This window comes from Rhizobium sp. MHM7A (genome assembly GCF_005862215.1).
Lineage (GTDB): Bacteria > Pseudomonadota > Alphaproteobacteria > Rhizobiales > Rhizobiaceae > Rhizobium > Rhizobium bangladeshense.
Genome location: NZ_VCHT01000001.1, coordinates 711,496 through 735,899, shown reverse-complemented (window position 1 = coordinate 735,899; position 24,404 = coordinate 711,496). Strand labels below are relative to the sequence as shown.

The following is a 24,404-nucleotide window of genomic DNA, read 5'->3' as shown; positions in this document are numbered from 1 at the left end:
CAAGAGGAAGGGGGGCAATTCCTTGCGCGGATGTATGCCACATTAGAAATTCCGGTTCCGTAAATCTCTGAGACAGGATCAAAGCCTATGACTGCAAAACAAAAACGTGCACTTCTTATCGTCGATGTCCAGAACGGATTTTGCCCCGGTGGCAATCTCGCGGTCGAAGGTGGTCATGAGATCGTTCCACTGATCAATGGTCTGATCCGAAACGGCGAGTATGACGTTATCGTTGCATCCCAAGACTGGCATCCGGCCGACCACGGCAGTTTCGCATCCCAGCACCCTGGCAAGAATGTTTTCGACATGGGCGAACTGTCGGGTAAGCCCCAGGTCATGTGGCCCGATCACTGTGTTCAGGGCACGCCAGATGCCGAGTTTCATCCAGACCTCGACATTGCGAAGGTCCACTATATCCAGCAGAAGGGTCTCAACCCTCTCGTAGACAGCTATTCAGCCTTCCGCGACAACGATCAGGCGGCCGTCACCGGTCTGGCTGACTGGTTGATCGCCCAGGGGATCACCGATCTGGACGTCTGCGGGATCGCGACGGAATACTGCGTCAAGTTCTCAGCCCTTGACGCGAAGGAAATGCTCCCGGGCGTCAACGTCCGCTTTTTCGAAGATGCAAGCCGTGGGATCGACCCGGCTGCGATTTCGGCAGCAATCGCTGAAATGGAGGCGGCGGGTATTCCGTCGATCCAGGCAAAGGCTATCCACGAAAATCGGATGCCCTGGTAGGCCAGTCGCTCACAAGCGCTTGTTCGTAGTGGGAAGCGAGGTTCTGGATAGGAACCTCGTGTCTTGCTATAGGGTGGTCAAGACGGCGCTATAGCAGCGTTAAAGGGGAAATTCGGATGAGTGGACGGGACAAGGCAAAGGTTGCGGCGCGAACAGACTGGCGGGCTATCGTCGAACGGCTCTCCTCAGTCGACCTGCTGTTCGCTCAGGACGAAAACCGTCGTCGCCGGGCTGACCGAACAACTTACGTCTCGCGCCTCGACGATGGCGATGTCAAGGAGACGGTCGAGCTTGTCGTCATGCATACCTCCCGTGAGACTGGCGTCGTGACGATCACTGACGAGGATTTCGGCGACTACATGGTCACGTTTGACATGACTGAACGTGGCACACGCATGTCGATCAATTCGTCTGTTCATTCCCCGCCGATGACGATCATTCCCGAGGAAGGCGCTGTTGTCTTCGAAAAGCTCGCGCAAGCAGCAGCGGAGGCGGCTGGTGAGCCATTCCAGTTTTCAGCGTCAACCGCCACCACCTGTGCCAGGAAGTGATCTTCCGCCTGGAGGGGGCAGACCCGCACTGAGAACAATGAAAAACAAAAACGGCCAGAAGGTTTATCCCTCTGGCCGTTTTTGTTTTCTTCGAATGCGATTAGGCTGCCGGTTGCTCCCGTTTGTCGACCGTTTCCGCGATCTGCTGGTAAATTCCATCGAGCGGCGCGTCATGTGAAATACCGAAAAGCTCCGCAATGGCTCGCAGGTGGGTAACAATGCGATTGCCCAGCTCCGCAGGTTGCCACAGCGTTCCATCAGGCGTGAGCAGGAGCGGGGTTTGTTTGGGGGCTTTCAGCAGTTCGGCCAGCGCGGGAACCGCGTCACGGTCGAACGAGTTGGCGCTCGAATGATCGAAGCGCAGAATGCCCTCGACCGGCTTTACTGACCGGTAGCCGTCCGCGCCGAGCGCAAGTGACGTCTCAATAGCTTTCTGGTTTGAGTTTGCCATTATGGCTGCTCCTGGCGCTTATTCGTTGATCGTCAAGGCAAAGCCTTTGGCTTCGCTGTAGCGATTGATGATGTCGTTTGACCACTGGGTGAATTCGATGAAGTTTCCATCAGCATCGCGTACGACCCAAAGACCATTGAACGGATTGCCGTTAGGGTCCGTGCCTTCGTGCTCGCGTTTGGCGGATACCTTTGTTAGAGCCTTTTCTTGAATTTCTGTCACCGATCTTCCCCTTACGCTGCACGCGATATGATTTCGATATCGTCGAGTTTGGCGTCCATCCAGTAGCCATCAGTCCCGGCCCATACGACCCTCGGCATGGCCACGACAGCCTTGTGAGGCTTATGGAGGTTGTCCGTGTATCCGTGCTCGCAACGGTGGACGCTGATGTTGCGGGTGACACCATTCACTTTCTTATAATTGTTCTTACGATCTTTTGGATGCAGACTACCGAGAACGATACCCTTCCTGAGGCGGACAACGTCGCCCTTGTTTACGGAGTCGAGTTGGAAGCAGCCGATGTTTCGGCAGGAGCTGATGCCTTCACGCTCCATATAGTCCGCGATGCCGCGAGCTTGTTCTGCGCGATGATGGGCCAGGCTCATATTCGCGCCTGGGACCGGATCATTGCCCTCTTCGATCTGTTCCATCACGGCATCCCATTTGGCGGCAATCGCGCGAAGACGTTCCGGGGTGAAGTCCTCGGTGCCTTCGACTTGCGGATATTGTGCCAGGTACGCGTTCATAGGCCGCTCTCTCCTTCTCGTTGCAGGCATACTAGGAGAGGTCGTAGAAAATGTCAACATTATGAGGAGCAATGATTATGCGCAAATTATCCAGGGGCATCTGGTGGCTCCTACGCAAGGATTTCTTCTTCAATTTGGTTGTCCACGGCAGGTCTCATTTTCACAGCTTCTAAATCTGGAACTGAATTATGAAAGAACTCCTCAAGGCCGTGCGGACGGCGGCAGAGCCTCGGTGCTGGATGGCACCGTCAATGCGAATGACCTACGCAACAACAAAAAGCAGTTGGCAGTAACGCTTGCCAAGACAGCTGTCTGGACGCTAACTCAAAGGCATCCTTTATTTATCGTTTTCAAGTATGTTTTCACACGTCAGTCTACCAATCCAATCCTTTCCTTAATATCTCGCATGTATTCCTTCATGTTGATTGTGCAATTCAGTCGCCGTAATTGCCGTCTCTATGAGGATAAGTGAAGTCTTATCCGGCGGTGATGTGATCTCAACGCCAACTTGTCCTACAAACCTGTAGGACAAGTTTCCCGCTATCCTAAGAAAAAATTGATAAAAGCGAATGGTGTGACTTTTCGTAATTGACCCCCTCATTGCCTATGCTCACTATTATCAAAAATCAGTAGAGTATCGGTCATGTTGCGCAAACTCCTTTCTGTTCTCCTATCCCTCGCCTTGACGGTTGGTAGCACAGCCCCAGCTGCAGCCATTGTGGCAGAGGAGGGCACCTATTTCTTCCGCTATAAGGATGGCCCACTTTCAGTAGTGTCCCCCAATCCCGGTACGGAAAAGAACATAACGGCTTTCTATATCGGCGGGGTCGGTGTCGATTTTGCTGAGCGCCTGCCGATGAAACCGGAATGGGAGGATGATGCCTGGTCAGTTTCATCGGGTGTCCTGCCAGACGGCATTTCTTTCAATTCCCGGACCTTGACGTTCGAAGGAAGGCCGACATCGGTTGTTACCAAGCGGTTTGTCGAGCTGACAGGACGCGATAACAATGGAAACGAGATCGCCACCGCTACCGCGACGTTCGATATCTACAATCTTCCAGATCAGGTGGTGAAGGTTAATTTTTACGGCCACACTGGCAAGTTCGGCTCTAATGCCTTGAAACTGCCGACAGGTGTCGTGATCCACGGTGATCCTGATTTGATTTCTCCCACGCCGCCCGGCATCACTTACAATGCTGCATACTTCGAAGGTACGCCGACAAAGTCAGGACCATATCCTGTCCTGGCTATCGGCTCGGACTATCTTGGCAAGCCAACAGTCGCGTTCATCGGGAATTATCTTGTTGAGGACGGCCCTACTTTTCCGAAAATCGCGGATGATGTGCGCGATATCCCTTGGAACAAGGGAGTAGCCCAGTGGTTCGGCGACGCGGTTCCTCAGGTTAACAACGCGATTTCCGGAGATAAATCGAAGGTTCGCTATTACATTGAGACCCGTAACAACGACCCTCTTCCAAAATCCCTGTTTTACACGAGCAATGTCTACTTCCGTCAGCTTCATGGTGCTGTTGGAAACTATTATGATCAGGTTGATGTTCGCTATCGTGCAGTGGACACAGATGGCACCGTCGGCTTTTCGAACTGGTTCAGACTGGGTAGCGGAAGCGGCGAGACGATGTGCCAGCCGATAAATACGGCCGCAATCGGTGTTCCCGGCGTAGCTGACACCGTGTTCAATGACTATAGAATCCCAAGCGGCTTCGATAGTGCTGTCAAAAAGTATGAACTCGTTTCTGGTAAGTTCCCTGAAGGACTTATCCTTGACGAGGATACAGGTGTCATTTCTGGAACTCCTGTGAAGGAGGAAATCCAGAGCAATGTTTACGTTGATATCACCTTCCCTGGAAATGACAGCGCTGCTACCGTTCACTGCGGCCCATATCAGTTCCACATCTCTCCTGCCGAATTTTCGCTGCAGGCATCACGCTATGCACCACAGATTCGTATCGGCTCCGATCTCGACATCAAGCTGACCCCGACCGGCGGCCTAATCGAGCCTTATTCGGTCTCCCTGGACGAAGGTGCGAATTTCCCTGCAGGTGTCACTTATAACACCGCAACAGGGGAATTGTCCGGTCCGCTCAATCAGGCTGGCAAGTTCTCAGGCACGTTCCGTCTGAAGAATGGTGATGGCCTCGAAAGAACCCGCAGTGTTGCGTTTTCCGTGCACAATCCTTTGAAGCTTGAGGAAATTCCCGATGGGCAGATACCGCAATACGATTGGTCGGATGAACTGGTAAAGGCCGTTTGGGACGACGAGACGATCATTGGCGATGCGACTATTGAATTGCTTGGTGGGCCGCTGCCAAATGGCTTCGTTTTCGACAATTATAACCTGATTTACGGCGGAACGAGACTACCTCCTCTTCCGGGCGGGTTTGGGCCATTCACACTTCGCCTGACTGACGGTTCCGGTGAGCACGTCGATTCAAATCCTTTCCGCATTATTGTCCAGGAGCGGTCACCGCTTTTGACGAGCGATACGAAGGACCTCACCTATTCGGTCAATCTGAATGATCCCGGTCAACTGGCTATGGAAGTCGAGCAAGCGGTCCTTGCAAAGAATTTCTTGCCGCTGGAGTTCTCGTTGTCTGGGCCCAACGCTCTGCCTGACGGCCTGACCCTCGACCCGGCAACCGGTGAGATCAAAGGCATCGCGAAGCGGAAGGGCACGTGGACTGGCTTCAGGCTGACCGCCACCGAACTGAGCCCCGACGGTCTGTCTGCCACGTCTGACGCCTTCACGATCACGGTTAACGACCCGCCGCCAATCCCGGATGTCGTAGCCGTGAAAACGGAAGGCAACGTCAACGGCCCAATGCTGTCATCAGAACACCCGCTTCCTTTGCTGATCTCGATCCGCAATAGCCTCGTCGGTTTCGAAGACAGTGTCGTTTTTGACCGCATGGAGCCAAGTATCTCTGGCTTGAGCCTCAATACGACGACCGGACAAATTCAGGGTCGCCCACTCGAACTTTTCGATGGTGAGGTATCGATCTTCTATAAGGATGGTGGTGATCGAGAGGGTAAATTGATCATTCCGATGGAAATTCATCCTTATCCTCAGCTCGGGTCGTCGGCTTCGGTCTACGAAATCCCACGCCTTTCTGACGCGAAAAACCAAAATGTCATTGTGAAGTCGCTCAATGACGGCTTCTACAAGGGCGTCACCTGGACCGTCGATCCTTCTGGTGATCCGCTTCCTCTTGGTATGAAGCTGCTGGCCAAGGACGATGAAGTTCAGGTCATCCTGTCGACCAAGGAGGCAGTCAATTCCGAACGTCATGTGAAAATCGCTGGCACTAGCATTGGCAACGGCCTTCGTGTTCTGCACGAATTGACCCTGAAAACCATTGCGCCACTGCCTCTGGAACTCGAAATCCCGGACGAGGCGATGACGCGCATCTATCTGAATGGGCCGACAGGCGCTGCCGTTACACGGGATGTTTTCGAGCCTGCGGAATGGCTGAATGGTTCGTATGTCACTCCGTTGAGCTGGATGCTGGGTAAAAACCCAGGCTGGATGTCGATTGATAAGACGACAGGTCAGATCGTCGGTAATCCTCCGCAGATTGGCACCTGGCCTGTTGAACTGACAGTCCGCGATGCCGAAGGCACGGTCGCAACCGGTGTCGGTGCACCTGATTTCAAGGTGCGTGCAACTTTGAACGGGAATATTGGCATCCAACCTGGCGGCGAAGCGCTAGCGGTTCGCCTTAGTGAGACGATAGAAACCGGCATCCAGACTGCATCGAATGCGGTATCTCCGTATCGCTTCGAAGTTGACGATCTTCCGTCGACATTGGCTATTGATCCTGTCACGGGTGTCATTTCCGGTCGGTACGATACCGACGGTATGAAGACGCATTTCCTTTCGATAGTCGATGACCATGACCGAACGGCCATCCGGGAAGACAAACCATTCAAGATCAACGTCATTAAGCCGCTGAAACTTGATACGCCAATGGTCAACCTTCCAAGCAAGCTCTTGACCCCGGATCATCCGGTTACGGTTCAATTCCGTCCGGCTGTAAACATCATCGGCACTGTAAGCTACAGCATCGTTGGCGAGGTCCCTGGCACGCTGTTCTACAAACAGACGCTGACGAATGGTCGCTATGTTTATCGACATTATCCAGAGACCGGTGGTGTTGTCGAAGTTGTCCAGGAGGAGAACCAAACGGTTGCGGACGTCGAGGCCAGTCTCCCAACTGATCGACTGATTTTCGACACTTATCGCTTGACGCTTTTTGGCGTCCCATCAAAGGCCGGTGTATTCCCAGTTGAGCTTGTCGCCTATGACAATCACATGGATACGGGATACTCCGCCAACCCAAGCGATGTGACACGTGAAGCCTACAACATGGCTTCGCAAGAGCTGACGTTGACCGTCGAGGACAGGGCACCTCTGATCCTTTCCTCGCCATACACTCCTACCGTGGGCAAGCAGTACGACACCTCGGAAGCGGTTGTTGTCTTCTTTAATGGAGCTGAAAATAGCATTGGCCCGGTCGAATACACGTTGACCGGTGACATTCCTGGAACCCTCTATTACAAGACGGTCACGAGCCAAGGCGTGGCTGAATATCGCCAGACGGAGAATGGCGCTGTCGTCTCGGCCCAGGGGCCAGATGAAACCGTTGCACAGGCGGAATCCAGATTGGCTCCGGACCGGTTTGTATTCGATTCAGGTATCCTGCGCCTTGTCGGCGTCGGTTCTCGTGCCGGAAAGTTCCAGCTGACACTGCATGCTGAAGACAAACATGGAATTGTTGGACTTGATGGCAGCCCCCGGAACAAGGCCGAGGTTAGCTTCGAGATCGAAGTGTTGCCTGCGGAGTCCTTTAAGATGGCGACTACCATCGATGGACAGGCTGCTTCTTCGGAAACCCTCCACCAATTTACGTCTCAGGCAAAGATCACTAGCACTGTCAGCAACGCGGCCTATGGTCTCCCAGTGACGTGGACAAAGGTCTCTGGCGATCTTCCTGCCAACGTGACTGCCGCCACCGGTGCGACACAGCTCAGCTACCTTGGATTTCCAAGCGCAACTGGCACTTTTGCCGGAATTGTCTGGCAGGCGAAGGATGCCGCTGGTCGTGAGATAAACACGCCTTCGACGACCCTGACTGTTGGTGACCGCCTCCCGCTGGAAATTGCTTCCAGTAAAGCAAATCCAAGAACTATGATCGTGTACAGCACAGAGGCAGATATTCTGCTCTCCGGAAAGAACACGGCTATGGGAGAGCCGATTTTGCCGGGTGACTGGAGCATTAGCGGATTGGAAAATCTGCCTCCGGGAATGACCCACTACATTACGCCTGAGGGTGTTCGTCTCACGGGCACCTCGACTGTCATAGGCAGCTACTCAGGTGTCCGAGCAACGGGGCGTGATGCCCAGGGTGCACAGGCTAGCATCGATCTCCGGTTCGAGGTTATTGCGAACCCTGCTCCGATTGAACTGAACGTCTTCAATGTCAAGACAAAGGTTGGGTATCCGGTAAGGATGGAGCCTCCATTCGCTTCGGCCGCACTCTCTACGGCGAACACCTATGGTAAGCTTCGCTTCTACTCATATGACCTACCGAGCATCGAAGGTATTGAGGTGAACAGCGCCACCGGCTTTGTCGACGGCGAGTTCGAGACGGTGCAGAAACTGCAGTTCGATCTTTACGTCACGGACGAAACTGACCGCGTAACGTCAAAGCCTGTTCAGATCGACGTCATTCCAAACCTGCGACTGATTGCGCCTGCGCAATCTACGTTGGCTCAGGGTGAAATAATCAACGCTACGATTACGACAGACTACGCCATCGGCCAGGTTTCGTATCGTAAGGGGGCGGGAGTCTGGCCTGATGGTGTCGACGTCAATCCCCAAACCGGTGCCCTGACTGGAACGGTCTCGGCTGCTGTTGGAACGTATCCTGGTCTTACGATCATCGGCACAGACACATTTGGCGTTCACACAGACACCCAAGTGTCGAATGTGTTTGCGATCAATATCAGTGCTATCGATGCCGATCCCGTGATTTCCGACATTTCGGGCAACAAGCTCGTTTATGGAAAAGTTGGTATTGCTGGGTCGTTTACTCCGACAGTCCGCGACAGCAGGTACAACAGACCCTGGAACTATGCGGGCACGGTTTACACCCTCAACCACGACCTCTCGGCTTATGGTCTCTCTTTTGACAGCACCACCGGTAAAATCTCCGGAACACCGACGAAAGAAGTTGTCATCAACGATCTGGTCATGACAGTGACTTCTGAACGTGGCGACAGCGATAGTACGGCTCCTTTCTGGTTCGGTATCGCACCAGAGAAGGACATGGTGGCGGTTTCTGGTCAACGGTTCTCGGTCCGCAAGGGTCAGACCCTGCAAACAGATGCACCGAAGTTCGAAAACGCCATCGGGAAACTAACTTATGGCTATGTATCAGGTAATTCGGCGATTGGTGTTAATGCAACGACAGGCTCGCTGGTGTCTGGTCAGCCAACGAGCACTTGGACTGCCGGAGATTATCCGATCACCATCCGTGCGACAGACGAGTTCGGACGTTACGCCGATGCAGCCATCGTGCTCACGGCCTACGAAGCTCTCACCCTTGATGCGCCCGACATTTCGCTGGGAGTGGGCGAGATCGCAACCCGAAAGCTGTTTACTGTAAACGGTATTGGAGCACTCGATATAGCGGTCTCTGGCGTACCTTCATTCGTCGTTCTTGATAGCGCTACGCAGACTATCTCTGGAACCGTACCGGCGGAGGCTGTCGGAAACGCATACAATATTTCGGTAACGGTGACGGATGGTCAGGACGGCAGTTCAATCACGAAAAGCTTTATCATCCGTATATTCACAGCGAGGACATGCATCGCACCGAAAGTGGACAATCGTTACAACAACACCTCTCGGTATTGGATGGTGGGCTTCTGGAGCAACGTGCAGGGCAGCATAAGTCATACCGCGCGAATGGACCTAAAACTTGCGGACATCCGCTTCTATGACAGCAATGGCGATTGCTACATCCCAAGTCAAATCAAGACTTACTATAGCCAAGGCACCTATCTTGCTGCTCAGGCTGCGTCAGATGGCGATCCGACGACCACGTTTATTGACGGTCTCGGTAGTGCGATCTGGTTCGACTTTGGTGTAAACGTGGCCTTCTCCCATGCCGAAGTGACCATGGTCGGGAATACGGTCAACGATCTGCGTTCCGTCTTTGTCTGCCACGGACCTAATGACGGCTGGGGAAGCGGATTGCATTCCTATTGCTCTCCAACAACCACAACGTTTGCGCCGAAGGGTCAGATGTTCTCGCCAGGAGCTATGCACACTGTTCCTGCACTCTATGATCGATGGGTCCATCACACCCAAATCGACACCAGCAACGCAAACCAGTAAACTGGACGGCCCGGAAGCGGGCCTTCCTTTGTTCTCAGCGGCGTTCGGCGTTCTCTAGGGCCGGAATTGCGGGGCCATGCAGGAACACCTGCTGGCAGCAACGTTTTATGGACAGAGGCACTTAACTCCTTTAGGCTTTGGAGGAGAAAGGAGGTTCAGATGGATATCCTTATTAAATTTCCGCTTTCTGTGCCCGATGATTTGGGCACATTCGCCGAAGTCCGTCAGAATCTCGGCGATTTGTTTTTCCGTGACCTGCTTTCTGCAAAGAAAATTGCGCTTCTTGAAACCTTTGCGGCGAAGCATCCTGGGTCTCCAGAACAGCTGTCGGCGATGAGGGAGACCTTGAAAGGGGAAATCAAACTGATCGAGAAAGCCATGGAGATGAAAACCATCGAATTGATATCTGGCCAGGCCGACCATGAAGCCGTTTAGCGAATACAAAGCCTACGTTTCTGACGTTTTTTCATCTGTCCCGCAATGGCCGGACGTTCAAGCGCTACTCACCTACATCCAGGACAAGCCGAACACGAAAGTGGCCTATGGCGACTTGATGCTGGCGCTAAGGACCGATGACCCTATGCGAGTCCTTAGCGCGACCGTGATTTTGACGGGCGGCGCGATGCCTGTCATGAGGCCATATTTCCGGGTGAAGGCGTCTGACGGCACCATGCATGACGTGGCCAGCATTCCAAAGGCATGCCTCGATGGTGAGTATCCCTATACCCTGGAGGCCACGGGCGAGGTTATAAACCATGTTGCTGAACGCGCTTATACCGCATTCGAGATAGTGGCTTTTCGTCACGAACGGTTGAAACCGATTCAGTGTTGACATTAAAAGTCAACGAGATATGATGAACGTATCAGGAACGTTTTGAGTATTTGCGTTTGCAGGTTTCGGTTCAGACTAGGCTGGATTTATCGGCAAGGAATCATCAGTTCGATGATCTTTTCCACGATTACGCCGCGTTGATGAACAAGGTCGAGCGCACGATCCATGCCAAGCTTACGTCAGGTCGGGAATGGCGAGGGGACCTCGCTGTTTCCCTGTATAAAGAGTTCGGGATTTCTGCGAAACTCATCGAAAGTGCCTATTTCTCACTGCAAGGGAAGGTGCAGTCAGCGTCCGAACTAGCGAAACTCCATGCGACGGAGTTAGGTGATAAGATCGAGGTGAAAGCCAGATCACGCAGAAGACCAAAAAGCGCAAAAAGTGTCGCGAAAACTTGTTAATTGCCCTCCGGAAACTCTACGCCTGCACGGTGAAGTCCAGCATCTTGAAAGGTAAACTGGACGGCGCGAAGGCTGACAAAAGGGCCAAAGCTTTACAGCGGTATAAGTCCGAACTTGGCAAACTGCATGGTTTGAAGAAGAAGGTCTCCGAGCTTCGTTACGGCATAAAGCGCCTAAGCCACGATCTTCATCAGCATAAGCGGCGTCTGGAGACGCTGCGCCAGAAGCTGAAAAAAGGTTCGCCAGGATCAAAAATCCCTCAATCTGTTTCGGATCGAAAGCGCTGTTCAAGGCGCAATTCAATCTGGAAAAGAACGGCTTTGCCTCGCATGCGGAATGGCGTGCTGCATGGGTCGAAGCTCGCAACTCGACGTTCATCATCGAAGGCCTGGCGTCGGCTGAGTTCGGAAACCAGTTCGCAAGGCTGAAGCCTCGCGAAGACGGACTGTTCAATCTGGAACTGAGACTGCCAGAGGCGCTGAGACAGCGTGCCACCAAGGTCAAAGTAGTCCGGAAGAAGGGCGTATATCTTGCGACAATCAATGGCCTGTCGTCAGCCACAACGCGGAGCTTTTACGCGAAGCGCTGACCGGCGAAACGTCCGTGGCCGTCCGCTTCAAGCATGACGATAAGGGTTGGCGGGTTTGTGCTTCGTTCAAAGTTGAGCATGAACGGGCCGTCGAGGATTATTCCTGCGGAGCCATCGGTGTAGACCTCAACGCTGGGTTCGTCTCTGTCGCACGAACCGACCGGTTCGGCAATGTCGTCGAGACGTTCGACATCCCGATGGACACCTACGGAAAGAGCCAAGGTCAATCTGCCTCAATCGTCAAGCAGGTCGTAGTCCAGATCATCGAGTATGCGAAGAGGCACGGACTGCCCATCGTCAGCGAGAACCTGGACTTCTCAAAGAAGAAACGTGCTCTCAAGGATGAAAGTCCGCGCTACGCGCGCATGCTCACCTCGTTTGTCTACAGCGCCTTCGACGCTGCACTGGCATCCGCCTGTGCTCGTCACACTGTCTTCCATCGCAGGGTAAACCCTGCCTACACATCCATCATCGGCCGCACGAAGTTCGCCTCACGTTATGGCTTGAGCATCCATGCCGCCGCAGCACTTGTCATTGCCCGCAGGGCAGTGAACCTGAGCGAAAGGCTCCCTCTGTCGTTCAAAGAAAGGGTTGTCACCCTTCCTCTGAACGACGCCCACCATGTCACCCTCGAACTACCTGCAAGGAAGAACCCCGGCAAGCAAGGCGTCGGAACGAGGCATGTATGGTCGGATTGGAATGAGGTGAACAAGACGCTCAGACGTGCGCATGCAGCGCGCAGACCGTCGAGGCGGGAACGTCGTCGATCCATCCCTGTGATGGGACGGAATGACCTTCATTCCATGGTCTGCAGGAGCAGACGGGACGTTCTCGAAAGCTCTTCCGAGCCATCAGGCCCACGGGTTGGACCTGGTGCGATGGTGTCAACGGTTAAACGCTGACATTCATGAATTCGTGGATTGGTCTTTCAACCGGTCGTGACGAATACCCGAGATAGTAGACTTCAGTACGAACGCCTGAACAGTTTATCGCGTCGGTCGCTGCATCTGTTTCAATCGTTCCCTCTCGCGCCTGGATATCGGCAAGGAGCTGGTGGACTTGGACTTGCGCAATGCTTTGCGCGCCCTCCACACCTCCACCTCTTCTGCTGTGAGCCGTGGCGGAATGAATCTGGCTTGCCCTTCTGGCAAGGAAGCATGATTGACTATGGCGTGAGCGATTGCCGCTTTTGTCGACGTCGCTGCTTGTTTAGATGACTTACTCTTCACCGTTTTTGTTTTCGATTTCCAGGTGAACGGCTTCTTAGATTTGTTCTCCTGCTCCCGCTGGGCGCGTGCCGTAGCAAGCTTACGGGCCTTTCGAAGGTGCTGGACAATCGTGTTTCTGAGCGATGAACGCTTTGCTGTCCTATCATCCGTATTTACAGCCTCAACCCATGAAGATGTCAGGCCCTGGTACGTTAATTTTCGGACAATTGTGACCAGGAGCTTGCGTCGTTCCCAATCGTTGATCGCGGAGTTGATCCGGCTACTATTTGCCTCTTCCAGATCACTCCAACGGCATTCAGGGTTACGCATGAAGGCGTCCAGATTGCTCAGAATGAGCCTTGAACGTTCACTATCCCCTAACTCTGGAAGCTCGCTGAAAATACGTTGCCAATCTTCCTCGCTTCTTACGATCAAACTCGCTCGCTCTTTCGGGACCCGAAGATTGCGAATTTCGAGCAAGGTGCGAATGATCAGGCTCCGCAAACCCATATGGCTGTGCGTTACAGCATCAAGTGGCAGTGTCGATGGCCAATCCTTTGACAGCCCGAGTTCTTCAAAAGCACTGATGAGCCGACGCAGCGTTTCATCCTGGTTCCATCTGCGCACCGTGGCCTGCAGCGAATTAGGTGGATATCTGCCTTCGGGATCGTCAGCTACGTCAAGACTCACGTTCTGCATGACCAGCAGCAGGCTTTGGACAGATAACTTGAAACGTTCTCTAACTTTAATGTCCGGCACAGCCTGAGTGATGCTCTGCCAAATATTCTCAGACCACGATGCGGACACTGCAAAAATCCTCAAAATGTGTATATCCCGGGCAACATAAACATCATCATCGTCAAGTCAACCTCTGGATGAGATTCGATCCAAATCTCGGAGATTTTGAGTTGTAGCTCGCTGTTTTCGAGCGTCCTCTCGCAGAGAACTTTATTCATCTCCGAGATTCGGAACAAAGGATCAAAATATTGATATGTCGAGAAGAATTAACTTGCGGCTGTCAGATTTTCAGTGTTCAGTTTTGCTGCTTCAAGGGGTTTTGCGATGACATATGGTAGTATTTCCTTCGACGTGGATGAGCGGGCGCTTGTTGAAGGACTTCTTCAAGACGCAATTTTGAAAAACACTACTTTTCTGGCGGCTGCCCAGGATGACGCAGAAGCCAGTTTTTATAACGGTGTTAGGCCGTCCCTCCAGTCTTTGCTGGAAGCTGTTCAACAAAGCTCGGGAACAACGCCATTCTCGGAAGAGCAGCTGAGAATGTTGAAGGGCCTGTTGGCATCTTCTTACACAGAGTTTCGCGATATCTACCAGAAAGCGCTCGAAAACGCCTTGCCAATGCTCAACGACCTCAAGCGACAATGGGCAATTCGTGGTGGACTTTCAGCAAAGCTCGATGCGCCATTTTCGGCGGACACTTCGTGTGACGCAGAAGAAGGGCTTTTTGAGGAGGAACAGACTGAATACGGGAGACTGCCGGACACGATGCCATAGCTGATGATAACTTGTATCATTGACTAATAGGCTTGCAGGCTTCTGTTTTTCGGATCACGCTAGCTTATGTCCAAGAGCTACCCGCAAGGAAATCCATGGCTAGGTTCGAGGAAGTTAAGAGATCGAAGTCCCGCTCGATTTGGGATGAAAATGTGGACGACGAGAAGGTGAAAAAGCTGTCCAAGGAGGACAAGCACAAACTCTTTCCCAATGATTACGCTGCAGATGGTAGCCCGTACGGCGACTATTGAAAGCGAGAAGTGAGTGGTCAAGAAGGGTTTTCGAATAGGAGAGCAATGTACTCAACAAAGGAGTTACAAGGCCCGATGAAAAACGAGACGCTGCTGTCGCCAACGGCTCTCAGCAATGTCCTGGCTGCCGGTGCGGTAGGATTCGTCGGCGGCTACCTCTCCAGGCAGACCATATAACAAAAATCCCCCACCCGGATGTTCCGAATGGGGGTCAGCAATATGCTGAGTTGGTGCGTTTGCAGTAGGAGAACCAAACGCGGTGCTGAATCAGAAGTTGGTCATCTTCGATTCAAGACGGCAGCCGTAGCTGTAATTCTGTGTGCGGACGAGGTCGCCGTAGCGATCCTTGCAGATAAAGGTTTCGCCGGAAGCCCGCGCGGCCTGCGAAAGCTTGGCGTTCACGCGGCGCACGCAATTGCCGTCGACCTGTCCACGGTAGCGGCAATCTGCATAGAGGTCATAGGCCGGTGCGCCCGGATCGCGCTGATATCCGCCGTATTCCTGATATTGAGGCTGGTAACGCTGTGCCGACTGCGTAGACATGCCCGGGATGCGAACACCGAACATGTTGGCAGCGATAGATGCCACGCCCGTCATGAGTTCCGCGCCGCCGCCATTGCCGCCGTCGACGTATCCGATCAGTTCGTCACCGTTATTCGGATTGCGATCACGCGAGCCAGCGTTAGCCGGGGATGCAATGGCGCAAGCCGCCACCAGGCCGAGTGCAAGGATTTTGGAAATGCGCATTGGGTAACTCCCTGTGTTGAACATGAGAGGAGTTAACCACCACTATGTTGACATTTCAATTGACAAAGGAGTTCTTCCGGAAAACGGTCGGAAGTATGCCTAACAAATGGTTACCGCAGGGATGCGACAGCATATTCCTCGACATCAGTTGAGGTTCGCTCGATGAGCGCCTCAGCTTCCGTGCTATAGTGCAGTTCAGCGATGAGGTCGTATTCCTGCAGGTCTGAATCCTTGATTTTGGAAATCAGGTCATCCGCAAGTTGCTTGGACCCCATTAGAAAGACGACAGCGGTTTCATTGCCGCCTGTTCTGGAAGCGGTCATGACGATGTCGGTGAATTGCTCTAGCGCGCTTTTGGCGACTGGATGATCCCAGGTCTGCAAGGAGACAAGTGTCTGCTTGCAGACAGCAAGTTCAAGTGCAACGGTCTCTTTCAGCAATTCAGCCGCAGAAAAGCCCCTTTGAGCATTCTCGACGGACAGGTGGCTCTTCGAAATTTTCTCAAGGTTCTCGTTTCGCACTCGGAAAATTCCGTCATGCACCTCGTTCAGGTCAGCGTTGAGATTAACCAGGGTTCGGTTTGTTCCCTCAATCTGGTCATCGATCTTTCCGACAGCGATGGTGCCACTTTTGAAGGTTCTGGTTCCTTCTAACCAGGCGGATACGTTGCCGATCACCTTGCCGAAGAGGTTCCTGGAAGATGCTTCCTTCTCGTCGATCTTGTTTTGATAGAGAGCCCATACGAAAGGATTCTCGATTTTCATGATACTCATGCGGACCTGGTGTCTGTCTCGCAGCAGGCGGAGTTGTCTCTTCACCGCAAGGATTTCGTTCCCTATCTGCTTTGCCTGTCTGAGATCACGTTGATGATCAGTGTCGGTGTCAGTCTGAGCCTGCACCGTCTTCACGAAAGCATCGTGCTCTGACTTGGCTTGATCAAGAGCGCCAAGCTGTTTGCCGAAAAGGGTTGTCGCTAGCCGCAAACGCTCCTGCGCATCTTTTACGGCTCGTTCTGCTGCAGCCACAGCATCATTATAGGCAACAAATATATGTGAACCACTCGACAAAGCTGTCCGTGCAGCACGATTGATCAGGCTATGAAATTGCTCAGCATTGTCCTGGAGTGCTCGTTCTACGGCCATCGTCTCCGCACGCGCCTTCTCTCTCGCAATGGCGGCCGGAGTGCGTAGGGTAACGACGTTATTCTGATGGTGCTGTACGGTAGTCATTTGCTCTCCAATGACGACGGCCACTCAATATGAATGATCACAAAACCTGCATGTTGCAAGGGGCCTAGTCGAATGTCGGAGAAGGAGTAGTGGTCGCTGATAGACGACGACGATGAGGAGGACGAGGTGTCCTGAGGCGTCGCATCGATGATGGCATCCAGAACTTGGTCAGTCTTACTGAGAACATTGCCACGAGCAAGAATTCCTTACGGATGATCGACAGGCAGTCTTGCAACTCCGTTCGGAACGTCGCCATAATTGAATAGCTTTGTGAGACCGCGAGATAATCCAGGCAGTCGAGGACACTCTTCGACCACCTTAAGCGCGCTGTAAGCACGCGGACCTCCGGCTGAAGCCGTTACCTGGACGCAGGTGACATTCCGAAACTGACCCGTTTTTGGGTCAGTTTCGGTTTTACCCAATTTTGGGTCACAGGAGAATGAATGATTGATCAAGAGAACGAAGTGTTTGCTGCGCTGGTGAGGATCATCGACCCTCGCGCCTACGATATTTGGGAGGCGGGCAACCTCGATCCAGGGTCCACGTCCGATAAGCGCTGGAAAGCCGCCAAGGATAAGGCAGAGGCAATCCTGCGCTTAGTTGAGAGCAGTTCAGCTATTGATGCCGATCCCCTTTCATCGGGGCATCGCGAATGCCCATTCTGTGGCGGCAAACCTCGTCTCTGTGATCCGAGCTATGATGGCCCGGCAGACTGCTGGGATACCTATGTTGAATGCAAAGAATGTGATGCCCGATCTCCGGGGGTAATTCGAGAGCATGGGGACGATGAAGAATGGGCAGTTGGCGAGGCCTGGCTCCAATGGGACCGGCGTGTCGTCGACGACGCCCGGTTGCTTACCAGCACATCCGAAACCTTCATAAAAGCCCTGGACGCTGTCGTCAGCGATACCGATCTGGCCACTCGTCTTTGGGCCTCTGTGCTTTCTGTCGCCGGGACAAAACCCATCGGTTGGACACAGCCTGGGGAAATCGAGCGGGTTCAGTCCGGTGAAAGTGATGTTTCTGCTCAGTTCTGGCCGCGCCGAGACATGAGCACCACTCGATCCATGCTGGCGCAGTTTGGTATCAGACACGAGGTCCCAGATGATGTCCCGCTTTTCGCCGCCCCCATCACCGCGATGATGTCCGACGCAGTCTCGCCGACCGTTGCCGACCTGTCCTGGTCAGTAGGCGGTGAGGGTGACGAAGAGACCCACTTCGTGGAGACAATCATCGGAAGATATGCGGCCTGGATAAAGAAGGAAGAAGCGCACGTTTTCGTCCCTGGGGCCATTCGTAGTCAGGTCGTTGGCTCGATGATTGAAGACGCACTGCAATTTGCTCAGAGACACTTTGCAGAGCGAATATTAGATCAGCTGAAACGATGATTTGGCGCGATTTCTTTCGGATACTCGATGAAGGCAGGGTATCAAGGACACAGCCCGTTTCCGGATTGATATGGTCCAGCCCAGAGAAAGAAGCGACGGCTCGACGTCTTTGTGTGCGCTGACAGCTACTTCGTGCGCTTAGGCCGGAACTTCTCGCATTTGCAGCCCTTGCTCTCCGGATAATCGTCGGGCGTTACTCCGCAATCGAAGCCGCCATGCAGGTGAGCGCCAAGCGGATGCCCGCATTTGCATATGCGTTCAAAGTTGTTGTCGAAGGCGAATTGCCCGGTACCCGGATCGCGAACCTTACGTTTTCCCGAACTCATCTTTTTCCTCTTCGGTCAGGCAATCGTCGCAGGAGCCGCCGTTGTCTGCCTCGATGAATTCCAGCATGCAGCTTTCAAACCAGTGTTCGCAGCGCTTGCAACGCTCAACATTGACGTCGAGCAGCTTGTCATCCCAGTCAGGGTCCTCGGGAAGGTCCAGAGCATCACAAGCCATGAGGATAGATGTGCAAGTACCCACAAGGTATTCACCCATCTTCTCGATATCGGCTCGCGTGATTTCTTCGCATTTGATGTCGCCGGGCATAAGCGCATTCTTTCAATGAACAACTACGACAAAACTAAACAAATTCCGCAAAATGTCAACATTTCAGTTTTACGCGCAACTCCTTGCTGTCAGCCTTATGATTGTTGACATTTTGACCTGCGCCTGTATTTTGCGGGGACAGGTCAAAAATAGCGATCAAGGAAATCCGAATGTCCTTTCTGAACCAGGTTGCGTTTCAGGGTATGAAAGTCGTCATGAAAATGGATGAGGAAGCGCGTGGCCAGGGCCGCAAAGGACCTCCAGACGGCGCGACCGGCATGCTCCTCAAGCGCACTCGTTATATCGAGTATCGTCAGCGTTATGGCCATGATCGCTCGGTTTCAGAGCCCGGCATTTATGAGCGGGACGGAGCCTGGCTTGCTGTCATGGATGATCCGACGCTGGGCGACGTGATCGACGGCTTCGAAACCCCATTGATCCTCGCTGGCAGCGATTTCGATGTGCATGAAAGTTCTCGTGCGGAATATCAGCGTCGACGCGATGAGCTGTGGAATGAACCGGTAAATCTCCTGAAGACGATCAGCTCGTTCGATCAGGAGGCAATTCTCGACAATCGCGTTCGTACTGGGGACCTTCCGGAGACGAAAGCCTGGCAGCTCGACACCCTGATCCCGCTTGACGGATTGCGCGATGAAGACAGCGATCTCCGTTTCGTCGTGACCAGTGTGGCCTACCACGCCGACGTGCTGCACTATGACGTCATGGCCTTTAATCATGAGGGACGCAGCTGCTTCTCAACTGCTTTCCGTGACGAGGATATCAAGGAGATCGTTCGCGGGAACCTCTGGAAGTCCGAGCATAACGAACCCCTCGTGTTTTCCGATCTGAACGAGGAGGCCACATTCGCAAAAGGACTTGGCAAGTGCCATCAGTTGGTGAACCCGGCATCTGATCTTTACAAGTGGACGCTCGACGAATTTTCTGAGGCGGTGAAAGCTGATCTCGCCGACGGAATGACGAACAGTTTTATTCCGTTCACGTCGACCCAAAGCATCCGGGCGTTTCGCTTCACGGATCGCGAACTTGGCGAACGCGTGCGGCAGGAGACGATCAAGGGGTTCGATCTCGATCACTTCCCGACCGCAGCGTAACGGAGTTCCTGATGGGTGAAGCGCACGATAAGGCGATTGCGGCAACAGTCGACAAATGCCGGGAGAACATGAAGCTCAACCTGACAGCAAAGCAGGTTGGCTCCATTGTGAAGACCTACCTGAAAGAGGTCGGTGCCAACAAACCGATTGGCTGGTCCTGGCAGCTGATGCTGCGGGGAGAAGTCATCAAGGAAGGCGTTATCTGGGACAGCAAGAAGCCTGACCTCAAGGATACGGTGCCGGGCGTCAATTTCGAATATTTGCCCCTCTACGCGCTTCCTGGCCGGGATGCAGACTCTGGAGAGAAATAGACCGCATGATAATCTCTGTTGATAGAGAAGCCGATTTCATTGATGTCCTGAACTCGCTGCCGTACGGGAAGAAGTTGCTTTTTGGCAAACTGCGTGGAAATCACGTGCAGCCCTCCTATGAAATCCGCTTCATGGGAACGGCCGGAGGAGGGCAGTTCGGCATGGCGGAAATCAATTTCCTTAATCAGCGTGGCAGTGGCATCTACACGCGGGATGCGGAGGAGGTCTTTATTCGAGCCGTCGACATCGAACGTCGAGGCGGTGACGAATGGTATCTTGTCGATGATGTCGAGCACACGCTGCATACGTCATACTGAAAGAGCAATCGTAATATGAGGAGTTTTGCCGCCAGGAGATTTCCTTGGCGGCATTCTCATTTCGAGGAAATATGGGTTTCTCCAGTGGTTGTCTGGGAGTAAATCGGGCAATCGCATCTGATGAGGAACTTGATTTTAATTCCTTGACGGTTCTCTGAACTCCTTATATCTCTATCCACAGTCCGTGGCTAAGCCGCGCTTTACCAACCGTCCTTTAAGGAGCCCGGACCATGTCTATCGTTCTCGTGGCGAACACGCCGCATTCTGCTGCCCTCATTATTCCTGCAATTGCTGAATTGCATCCCAATGCGGGGCCTGTCATCACTATCGTCGCTACTCACACAGCTTTCGCTTTTCCTGAGAAAACGGCCTACAGCGAATTTCCGATCATTCGAGATGTTGAACGCGAACCCTTTTTGACTGGCCACGGTTTCGCACCGCGCCGCAAAACAACGCCGATTTCCAGTGACGAGGTTATTGAAGAACTTTGCCAGGCGTCGGCAGTTTACCTGTTCAATCCCGAACCAGAAGGTTTTCGGTCTCATTATCATGCAACACTGATGGTCCGGTCCTGGAATAAGGACGCCAAGATTCGTGTAATCGAGGATCACCCGTTGCATCCGAGCGTCACAATCCGCGCAATCGAAACTGCAGCATTGATTGAAGATTATCAGCCTGTCCTCGATGCTGTCGCCATTGGTGAACACTTCGACTTCAATTTCCGCCTCAACAGTTATCCCCTCGTCACTAAGCTCTTCGAGCGCGCAGGATCAAAAGCCTGGTGCAACATGAGTGCTGGCGCGCTCCAACTGCTGCTTTGGTTCCGATCCCGGGAGAAAGGCAAGGGACGTCGTTCGTTTTCTTCGAAGGAGCTGGCAATCAAGGTGAAGCTTTGGGAAGGCTCAGGGAAGTTCGCGCGTGTCGATAGCTTTGGACGCAGAGTTTCGCTCCAGCCGGGCTTCCATTACAATGACCCTGTGGACGAGCTTAGCGGAATGAGGCTCCTCGATGATGAGTCGGAACGACTGCGCCTGTCATCGACGGGCCGCTTCGTCGCTGACGCGTTTCCATCCATTTGCCACGATGACGATCTCCCTTTTAGGGTCGAGGCGTGGAAGCGCCTGCCACTCGCAGAAGCTATCAGTGAGATTAATTCGTATCTCATGAACTTCTTTGCGTTTCACCAATCCGTCACCGGCGATAACTCTTCCGAAGAATTTTTCTGCAGGAAAGGAGCGTAAGATGAGAATCGCCCTTATCTGCGAAAAACCGTCGCTGGCAAAGCGTGTGATCGACGAACTGCTTTTCATCGAGCCTGATATGGATCGCTCTGCCTTTGTCGTGGGCTGGGCCAACGAATTTTATCATCTTAACTCGGCCTTTGCCATTCCGAGGGGGCAGACCTATCAAAGCTTCCCGATGACCCGTGAAGCAGTCTACAAACCCATCACGTTCGACGGGAGATATTTCGACAGCGAGACCCTGATGTCTGCCCGCAGAGGGATTTCTGCGAGGTACAATAGCAAGATTGACAATGACGACTTCCTTTCCAGCGTAAAACGAGCGGACGTCGTTTATATTGCATGCGACGCTAGTCCGTCGGGATATCATGTGCAAATGCGGGTTCTCGACTGGCTCAAGTCCCTTGATGCCAATTTCGTCATTAAGCATTTTCCCGTCATGTCGTTGGTTTCGTCTGACCTTTATCATGGCCTCGTCAATGCCAGGGAGATCGACAATCTCGCTGAACACGCGCAACTGAGCCTTGTCCGTAGGCATTTCGACTACAATTACCTGCTCAACGCCTATCCGATTATGGGTATGACATTCGAAAAAGCTTTCGGCAAAAGGCTTGCATGGCCGCTCTCAAAGCACGAACTGCAGGTCTTGTATTTCATGAGACACGGAAATTCTTTGACCGAAAGCGATCTTTTTGACGTGATGAAACGCTGGAAAGGCACTGGCAGGTACGACACCAAAGGCTGGGACAGCTATTATGGGATCGGAAACAGCGCCTCGCGTTCGGATATCATGGGCAACCTGAAGGCCCAAGGATTGCTGGATCGTGCGGGAAAACATTCACTTGTCATCTCTTCCAAGGGCGAGCGGCTGCTGCGGTTCCTCCACCCAGATTGCGAAGACCCTGACCAGGTCATGCGTATCTATTCCTGGGCTCAGTTGCCAATCGAGGTGGCAAAGGAGAAAGTTGACCGCTACATAAAGACTTTCTTTGGCAAGCAGAAGCGTTTCCTGTCAAAAGTGCAAATGGACTCGAATATGGAGTTAGAGAATGTCTGATCGGAAAACACTGGATTTCAAAGCGATTGAAGATTGGGCGCTGGCGCATGGTTTTCACCAGACACCAGACAACAATCTTTCTGCTCGACATGGAGAAGGCTCTGTTCTTATCGAGTTTCTGAGCCGTGATCTTCGCGTTTCGGCAGTAAGGGGCGAGCATCATCAACGGCTGATCACAGCGCATCCGAAGCAACTTCATATCGATGAGAACGATATGTTGCAGGGAGCGGGCCTGTTCAGCCGGTTCTACACCAGCTACCGCGACGACCATCGCGAGCGTCCAGAAAGCGCCTTGGTGCCGGTTTGGTTCGGCGAAAAGGTTCGGGCGATGATCGCCGAGCATATCGCCAAGGAAGAGCAGGAAACCCGGCTTACGCCGATTGGCCGGTAATCGATATTCGAACAAGTAAGGTCGCCAATTCCTGACGCCTACATACGATAGCCGCTGGGCTCGTACTCTCCGAACGGTCTGTTGAGAAGGGCCACAGCCTCAGGCGCTGTGAAGACGCGGTTGCGCGAGTATCCAGTCTTCTCCGTCAGAATCCCGATCTCGACCAGGTTCTTCATGGCGGTAGAGGCCGATTGGAAAGAGACGTCGAGAAGCGAAGCCAAGCGTCCGGCCGTCAGAACGGGATATTCGTGCAGTATGTCCAAGGCGCGGAGAGCCGTTGATCCTGCGCGCCACTTGTCGCGGCGCAGCCAGTCGTCACGTAGTTCAGCGAGATCGCTCCTAAGCCTCTTCAGTTCGTAGACCGATTCCTTGATCGCGTTGGCCATGAACACGACGAGAGGCGAATAATCCATGCGCTGCTGCGCGGCCTTCAGTCCATCGTAGTATCGCTGTTTGTTCTCCTCGATGAAGGAGGACAAATAGACGGGCTCGTGACCTTCGGCAGCCATCATGACAGGAAGCAGCAGGCGGCCTACACGACCGTTGCCATCGCGGAACGGATGCACCCCCTCGAAATGCGCGTGAGCAACCGCCATCCGGGTGATGAAGTCCTGGTTCATCATCTGCATGCCGTCCCCTTGAAGATAGCGGATATGGTCCTCCATGCACCCCTTTACGAATTGTGGAGGTGGCGGATTGTAGGTCGACTGGCTGATGTCTCCGCCGCCAATCCAGACAGGCCTGTTACGGAATTGACCTTTCGGATCGCGATAGTCCGCGTCAGATTTCATGGTCGCGGCGTGGAGGTCACGGATTAGGTCGAGATCGAAGATAGCCGAGCCGAGTTCTCGGGCTCTGGGCACAACAGTCTCCAGGGCGATAGCGTAGTCTCGGACCTGATGCGTCGCATCGTTCTTTGAGCTGTCTTCCTCCTCTACGAGAAGAAGTTCATCGAGCGTACTGTTGGTGCCTTCGATGGACGAACTGCTGAGGGCTTCCTTGCGGACCGGGATGCGGGTGAGCAGATAATTGTCCGGGAGGGTACTGGCGATGACAGCGGCCTCTTTTAGCGCAGCGTGCGCGTCGCTGACGGCAACAGCGACACCCTGGAGCGGTATGCTGTCTTCGGAGGGTGCTGCAGGAACGACGCCGTAATGGGCGTCATGCGGCTCACCAAAACGCTGGAGCGTCTGGCGCACCGCCTCGGAAAGATTGTTCCTGTTCATCCCATCATCCTTTAAGACATACTGTCGGTGAGGCTCCATATTCAAAGTTATGGCGCTAACCTTGAATAAGATACTGCGTCGGCCTGCCATAT

Annotated in this window: 25 protein-coding genes; 17 read left to right on the top strand and 8 right to left on the bottom strand. The window is 53.3% G+C overall.

The annotated features are described in order from the left end of the window. Positions 1–87 precede the first annotated feature (87 nt). Together pncA and FFR93_RS04310 are read left to right on the top strand one after the other, a co-directional pair. Complete coding sequence (gene pncA / locus FFR93_RS04315; protein WP_138392139.1) at positions 88–741, top strand: bifunctional nicotinamidase/pyrazinamidase; 654 nt, start codon at positions 88–90, stop codon at positions 739–741. A gap of 116 nt (positions 742–857) precedes the next feature. Further along, positions 858–1,292 (top strand): hypothetical protein, encoded by a 435-nt coding sequence (locus FFR93_RS04310; RefSeq protein WP_138392138.1) that lies wholly within the window; start codon positions 858–860, stop codon positions 1,290–1,292. 100 nt (positions 1,293–1,392) lie between these two features. Here FFR93_RS04310 and FFR93_RS04305 read toward each other — a convergent pair whose 3' ends face one another. Genes FFR93_RS04305 through FFR93_RS04295 form a run of 3 tightly spaced genes read right to left on the bottom strand, consistent with a single transcriptional unit; the run spans position 1,393 to position 2,489 of the window. Beyond that, positions 1,393–1,743: a hypothetical protein gene (locus tag FFR93_RS04305; RefSeq protein ID WP_138392137.1), complete on the bottom strand. Its 351-nt coding sequence runs from the start codon at positions 1,741–1,743 to the stop codon at positions 1,393–1,395. Between the two features lie 18 nt (positions 1,744–1,761). Then, on the bottom strand, positions 1,762–1,965 hold the full coding sequence (locus tag FFR93_RS04300) for a hypothetical protein (RefSeq protein WP_138392136.1): 204 nt from the start codon (positions 1,963–1,965) through the stop codon (positions 1,762–1,764). Between the two features lie 11 nt (positions 1,966–1,976). Next, complete coding sequence (locus FFR93_RS04295; RefSeq protein ID WP_138392135.1) at positions 1,977–2,489, bottom strand: hypothetical protein; 513 nt, start codon at positions 2,487–2,489, stop codon at positions 1,977–1,979. 61 nt (positions 2,490–2,550) lie between these two features. Between FFR93_RS04295 and FFR93_RS04290 the strand changes: the two genes are divergently transcribed. The 6 genes from FFR93_RS04290 (at position 2,551) to FFR93_RS04265 (ending at position 12,633) form a co-directional block, all read left to right on the top strand. Beyond that, entirely contained in the window at positions 2,551–2,961 is a 411-nt protein-coding gene (locus tag FFR93_RS04290) for a hypothetical protein (protein WP_138392134.1), read from the top strand. Between the two features lie 171 nt (positions 2,962–3,132). Further along, complete coding sequence (locus FFR93_RS04285; RefSeq protein WP_138392133.1) at positions 3,133–9,909, top strand: putative Ig domain-containing protein; 6,777 nt, start codon at positions 3,133–3,135, stop codon at positions 9,907–9,909. A 159-nt stretch (positions 9,910–10,068) separates the two neighbouring features. Then, positions 10,069–10,344 (top strand): hypothetical protein, encoded by a 276-nt coding sequence (locus FFR93_RS04280; protein WP_138392132.1) that lies wholly within the window; start codon positions 10,069–10,071, stop codon positions 10,342–10,344. Next, positions 10,331–10,741, top strand: a complete 411-nt coding sequence (locus tag FFR93_RS04275) for a hypothetical protein (RefSeq protein WP_138392131.1) — start codon at positions 10,331–10,333, stop codon at positions 10,739–10,741. Before FFR93_RS04280 ends, FFR93_RS04275 begins: the two co-directional genes overlap by 14 nt. A 445-nt stretch (positions 10,742–11,186) precedes the next feature. Beyond that, a complete protein-coding gene (locus tag FFR93_RS04270) occupies positions 11,187–11,570 on the top strand; it encodes a hypothetical protein (RefSeq protein WP_138392130.1) in 384 nt (127 codons plus the stop codon). A 175-nt stretch (positions 11,571–11,745) separates the two neighbouring features. Then, positions 11,746–12,633: an IS200/IS605 family element transposase accessory protein TnpB gene (locus tag FFR93_RS04265; protein WP_138392129.1), complete on the top strand. Its 888-nt coding sequence runs from the start codon at positions 11,746–11,748 to the stop codon at positions 12,631–12,633. Between the two features lie 84 nt (positions 12,634–12,717). Here FFR93_RS04265 and FFR93_RS04260 read toward each other — a convergent pair whose 3' ends face one another. Beyond that, the gene (locus tag FFR93_RS04260; protein WP_138392128.1) at positions 12,718–13,746 is read right to left on the bottom strand and encodes a hypothetical protein; all 1,029 of its coding nucleotides are present in this window, start codon (positions 13,744–13,746) and stop codon (positions 12,718–12,720) included. A 255-nt stretch (positions 13,747–14,001) separates the two neighbouring features. Here FFR93_RS04260 and FFR93_RS04255 point away from each other — a divergent pair, with 255 nt between their 5' ends. Further along, positions 14,002–14,451 carry a hypothetical protein gene (locus tag FFR93_RS04255; RefSeq protein ID WP_138392127.1) on the top strand — a complete coding sequence of 150 codons (450 nt, stop codon included), beginning with the start codon at positions 14,002–14,004 and terminating at the stop codon, positions 14,449–14,451. Between the two features lie 95 nt (positions 14,452–14,546). Then, on the top strand, positions 14,547–14,702 hold the full coding sequence (locus tag FFR93_RS40695; protein WP_171049072.1) for a hypothetical protein: 156 nt from the start codon (positions 14,547–14,549) through the stop codon (positions 14,700–14,702). Between the two features lie 267 nt (positions 14,703–14,969). Here the strand turns inward: FFR93_RS40695 and FFR93_RS04250 are convergent, their stop codons facing one another. Both FFR93_RS04250 and FFR93_RS04245 read right to left on the bottom strand, forming a co-directional pair. Then, entirely contained in the window at positions 14,970–15,449 is a 480-nt protein-coding gene (locus tag FFR93_RS04250) for a hypothetical protein (RefSeq protein ID WP_138392126.1), read from the bottom strand. Positions 15,450–15,559: 110 nt separating this feature from the next. Continuing rightward, positions 15,560–16,678: a hypothetical protein gene (locus tag FFR93_RS04245; RefSeq protein WP_138392125.1), complete on the bottom strand. Its 1,119-nt coding sequence runs from the start codon at positions 16,676–16,678 to the stop codon at positions 15,560–15,562. A gap of 443 nt (positions 16,679–17,121) precedes the next feature. Here FFR93_RS04245 and FFR93_RS04240 point away from each other — a divergent pair, with 443 nt between their 5' ends. Then, a complete protein-coding gene (locus tag FFR93_RS04240; protein ID WP_138392124.1) occupies positions 17,122–18,066 on the top strand; it encodes a Lar family restriction alleviation protein in 945 nt (314 codons plus the stop codon). A 306-nt stretch (positions 18,067–18,372) separates the two neighbouring features. Here the strand turns inward: FFR93_RS04240 and FFR93_RS04235 are convergent, their stop codons facing one another. Further along, positions 18,373–18,657 carry a hypothetical protein gene (locus FFR93_RS04235; protein ID WP_138392123.1) on the bottom strand — a complete coding sequence of 95 codons (285 nt, stop codon included), beginning with the start codon at positions 18,655–18,657 and terminating at the stop codon, positions 18,373–18,375. 170 nt (positions 18,658–18,827) lie between these two features. On the opposite strand from FFR93_RS04235, the gene FFR93_RS04230 reads away from it, so the two are divergent. The 6 genes from FFR93_RS04230 (at position 18,828) to FFR93_RS04205 (ending at position 23,086) form a co-directional block, all read left to right on the top strand. Beyond that, complete coding sequence (locus tag FFR93_RS04230; protein WP_138392122.1) at positions 18,828–19,769, top strand: hypothetical protein; 942 nt, start codon at positions 18,828–18,830, stop codon at positions 19,767–19,769. An 11-nt stretch (positions 19,770–19,780) separates the two neighbouring features. Then, positions 19,781–20,080, top strand: a complete 300-nt coding sequence (locus FFR93_RS04225) for a hypothetical protein (protein ID WP_138392121.1) — start codon at positions 19,781–19,783, stop codon at positions 20,078–20,080. A gap of 5 nt (positions 20,081–20,085) precedes the next feature. Continuing rightward, positions 20,086–20,397: a hypothetical protein gene (locus FFR93_RS04220; RefSeq protein ID WP_138392120.1), complete on the top strand. Its 312-nt coding sequence runs from the start codon at positions 20,086–20,088 to the stop codon at positions 20,395–20,397. 230 nt (positions 20,398–20,627) lie between these two features. Further along, positions 20,628–21,638, top strand: coding sequence for a hypothetical protein (locus FFR93_RS04215; protein ID WP_138392119.1), 1,011 nt, complete (start codon positions 20,628–20,630; stop codon positions 21,636–21,638). Position 21,639: 1 nt separating this feature from the next. After that, entirely contained in the window at positions 21,640–22,695 is a 1,056-nt protein-coding gene (locus FFR93_RS04210) for a hypothetical protein (RefSeq protein ID WP_138392118.1), read from the top strand. Then, positions 22,688–23,086, top strand: coding sequence for a hypothetical protein (locus tag FFR93_RS04205; protein WP_138392117.1), 399 nt, complete (start codon positions 22,688–22,690; stop codon positions 23,084–23,086). The genes FFR93_RS04210 and FFR93_RS04205 overlap by 8 nt, the downstream gene beginning before the upstream one ends. Before the next feature lie 38 nt (positions 23,087–23,124). On the opposite strand, the gene FFR93_RS04200 is transcribed toward FFR93_RS04205, so the two are convergent. Beyond that, positions 23,125–24,312: a Fic family protein gene (locus FFR93_RS04200; protein WP_138392116.1), complete on the bottom strand. Its 1,188-nt coding sequence runs from the start codon at positions 24,310–24,312 to the stop codon at positions 23,125–23,127. Positions 24,313–24,404: the final 92 nt, after the last annotated feature.

Coding starts and splice junctions, on each gene's coding strand:
- FFR93_RS04215 (WP_138392119.1), top strand. CDS start 20,628: ATGTCTATCGTTCTCGTGGCGAACACGCCGCATTCTGCTGCCCTCATT.
- FFR93_RS04255 (WP_138392127.1), top strand. CDS start 14,002: ATGACATATGGTAGTATTTCCTTCGACGTGGATGAGCGGGCGCTTGTT.
- FFR93_RS04220 (WP_138392120.1), top strand. CDS start 20,086: ATGATAATCTCTGTTGATAGAGAAGCCGATTTCATTGATGTCCTGAAC.
- FFR93_RS04295 (WP_138392135.1), bottom strand. CDS start 2,489: ATGAACGCGTACCTGGCACAATATCCGCAAGTCGAAGGCACCGAGGAC.
- FFR93_RS04305 (WP_138392137.1), bottom strand. CDS start 1,743: ATGGCAAACTCAAACCAGAAAGCTATTGAGACGTCACTTGCGCTCGGC.
- FFR93_RS04225 (WP_138392121.1), top strand. CDS start 19,781: ATGGGTGAAGCGCACGATAAGGCGATTGCGGCAACAGTCGACAAATGC.
- FFR93_RS04230 (WP_138392122.1), top strand. CDS start 18,828: ATGTCCTTTCTGAACCAGGTTGCGTTTCAGGGTATGAAAGTCGTCATG.
- FFR93_RS40695 (WP_171049072.1), top strand. CDS start 14,547: ATGGCTAGGTTCGAGGAAGTTAAGAGATCGAAGTCCCGCTCGATTTGG.
- FFR93_RS04275 (WP_138392131.1), top strand. CDS start 10,331: ATGAAGCCGTTTAGCGAATACAAAGCCTACGTTTCTGACGTTTTTTCA.
- FFR93_RS04285 (WP_138392133.1), top strand. CDS start 3,133: ATGTTGCGCAAACTCCTTTCTGTTCTCCTATCCCTCGCCTTGACGGTT.
- FFR93_RS04310 (WP_138392138.1), top strand. CDS start 858: ATGAGTGGACGGGACAAGGCAAAGGTTGCGGCGCGAACAGACTGGCGG.
- FFR93_RS04205 (WP_138392117.1), top strand. CDS start 22,688: ATGTCTGATCGGAAAACACTGGATTTCAAAGCGATTGAAGATTGGGCG.
- FFR93_RS04250 (WP_138392126.1), bottom strand. CDS start 15,449: ATGCGCATTTCCAAAATCCTTGCACTCGGCCTGGTGGCGGCTTGCGCC.
- FFR93_RS04280 (WP_138392132.1), top strand. CDS start 10,069: ATGGATATCCTTATTAAATTTCCGCTTTCTGTGCCCGATGATTTGGGC.
- FFR93_RS04210 (WP_138392118.1), top strand. CDS start 21,640: ATGAGAATCGCCCTTATCTGCGAAAAACCGTCGCTGGCAAAGCGTGTG.
- FFR93_RS04240 (WP_138392124.1), top strand. CDS start 17,122: ATGATTGATCAAGAGAACGAAGTGTTTGCTGCGCTGGTGAGGATCATC.
- FFR93_RS04200 (WP_138392116.1), bottom strand. CDS start 24,312: ATGAACAGGAACAATCTTTCCGAGGCGGTGCGCCAGACGCTCCAGCGT.
- pncA (WP_138392139.1), top strand. CDS start 88: ATGACTGCAAAACAAAAACGTGCACTTCTTATCGTCGATGTCCAGAAC.
- FFR93_RS04245 (WP_138392125.1), bottom strand. CDS start 16,678: ATGACTACCGTACAGCACCATCAGAATAACGTCGTTACCCTACGCACT.
- FFR93_RS04235 (WP_138392123.1), bottom strand. CDS start 18,657: ATGCCCGGCGACATCAAATGCGAAGAAATCACGCGAGCCGATATCGAG.
- FFR93_RS04290 (WP_138392134.1), top strand. CDS start 2,551: ATGAGGAGCAATGATTATGCGCAAATTATCCAGGGGCATCTGGTGGCT.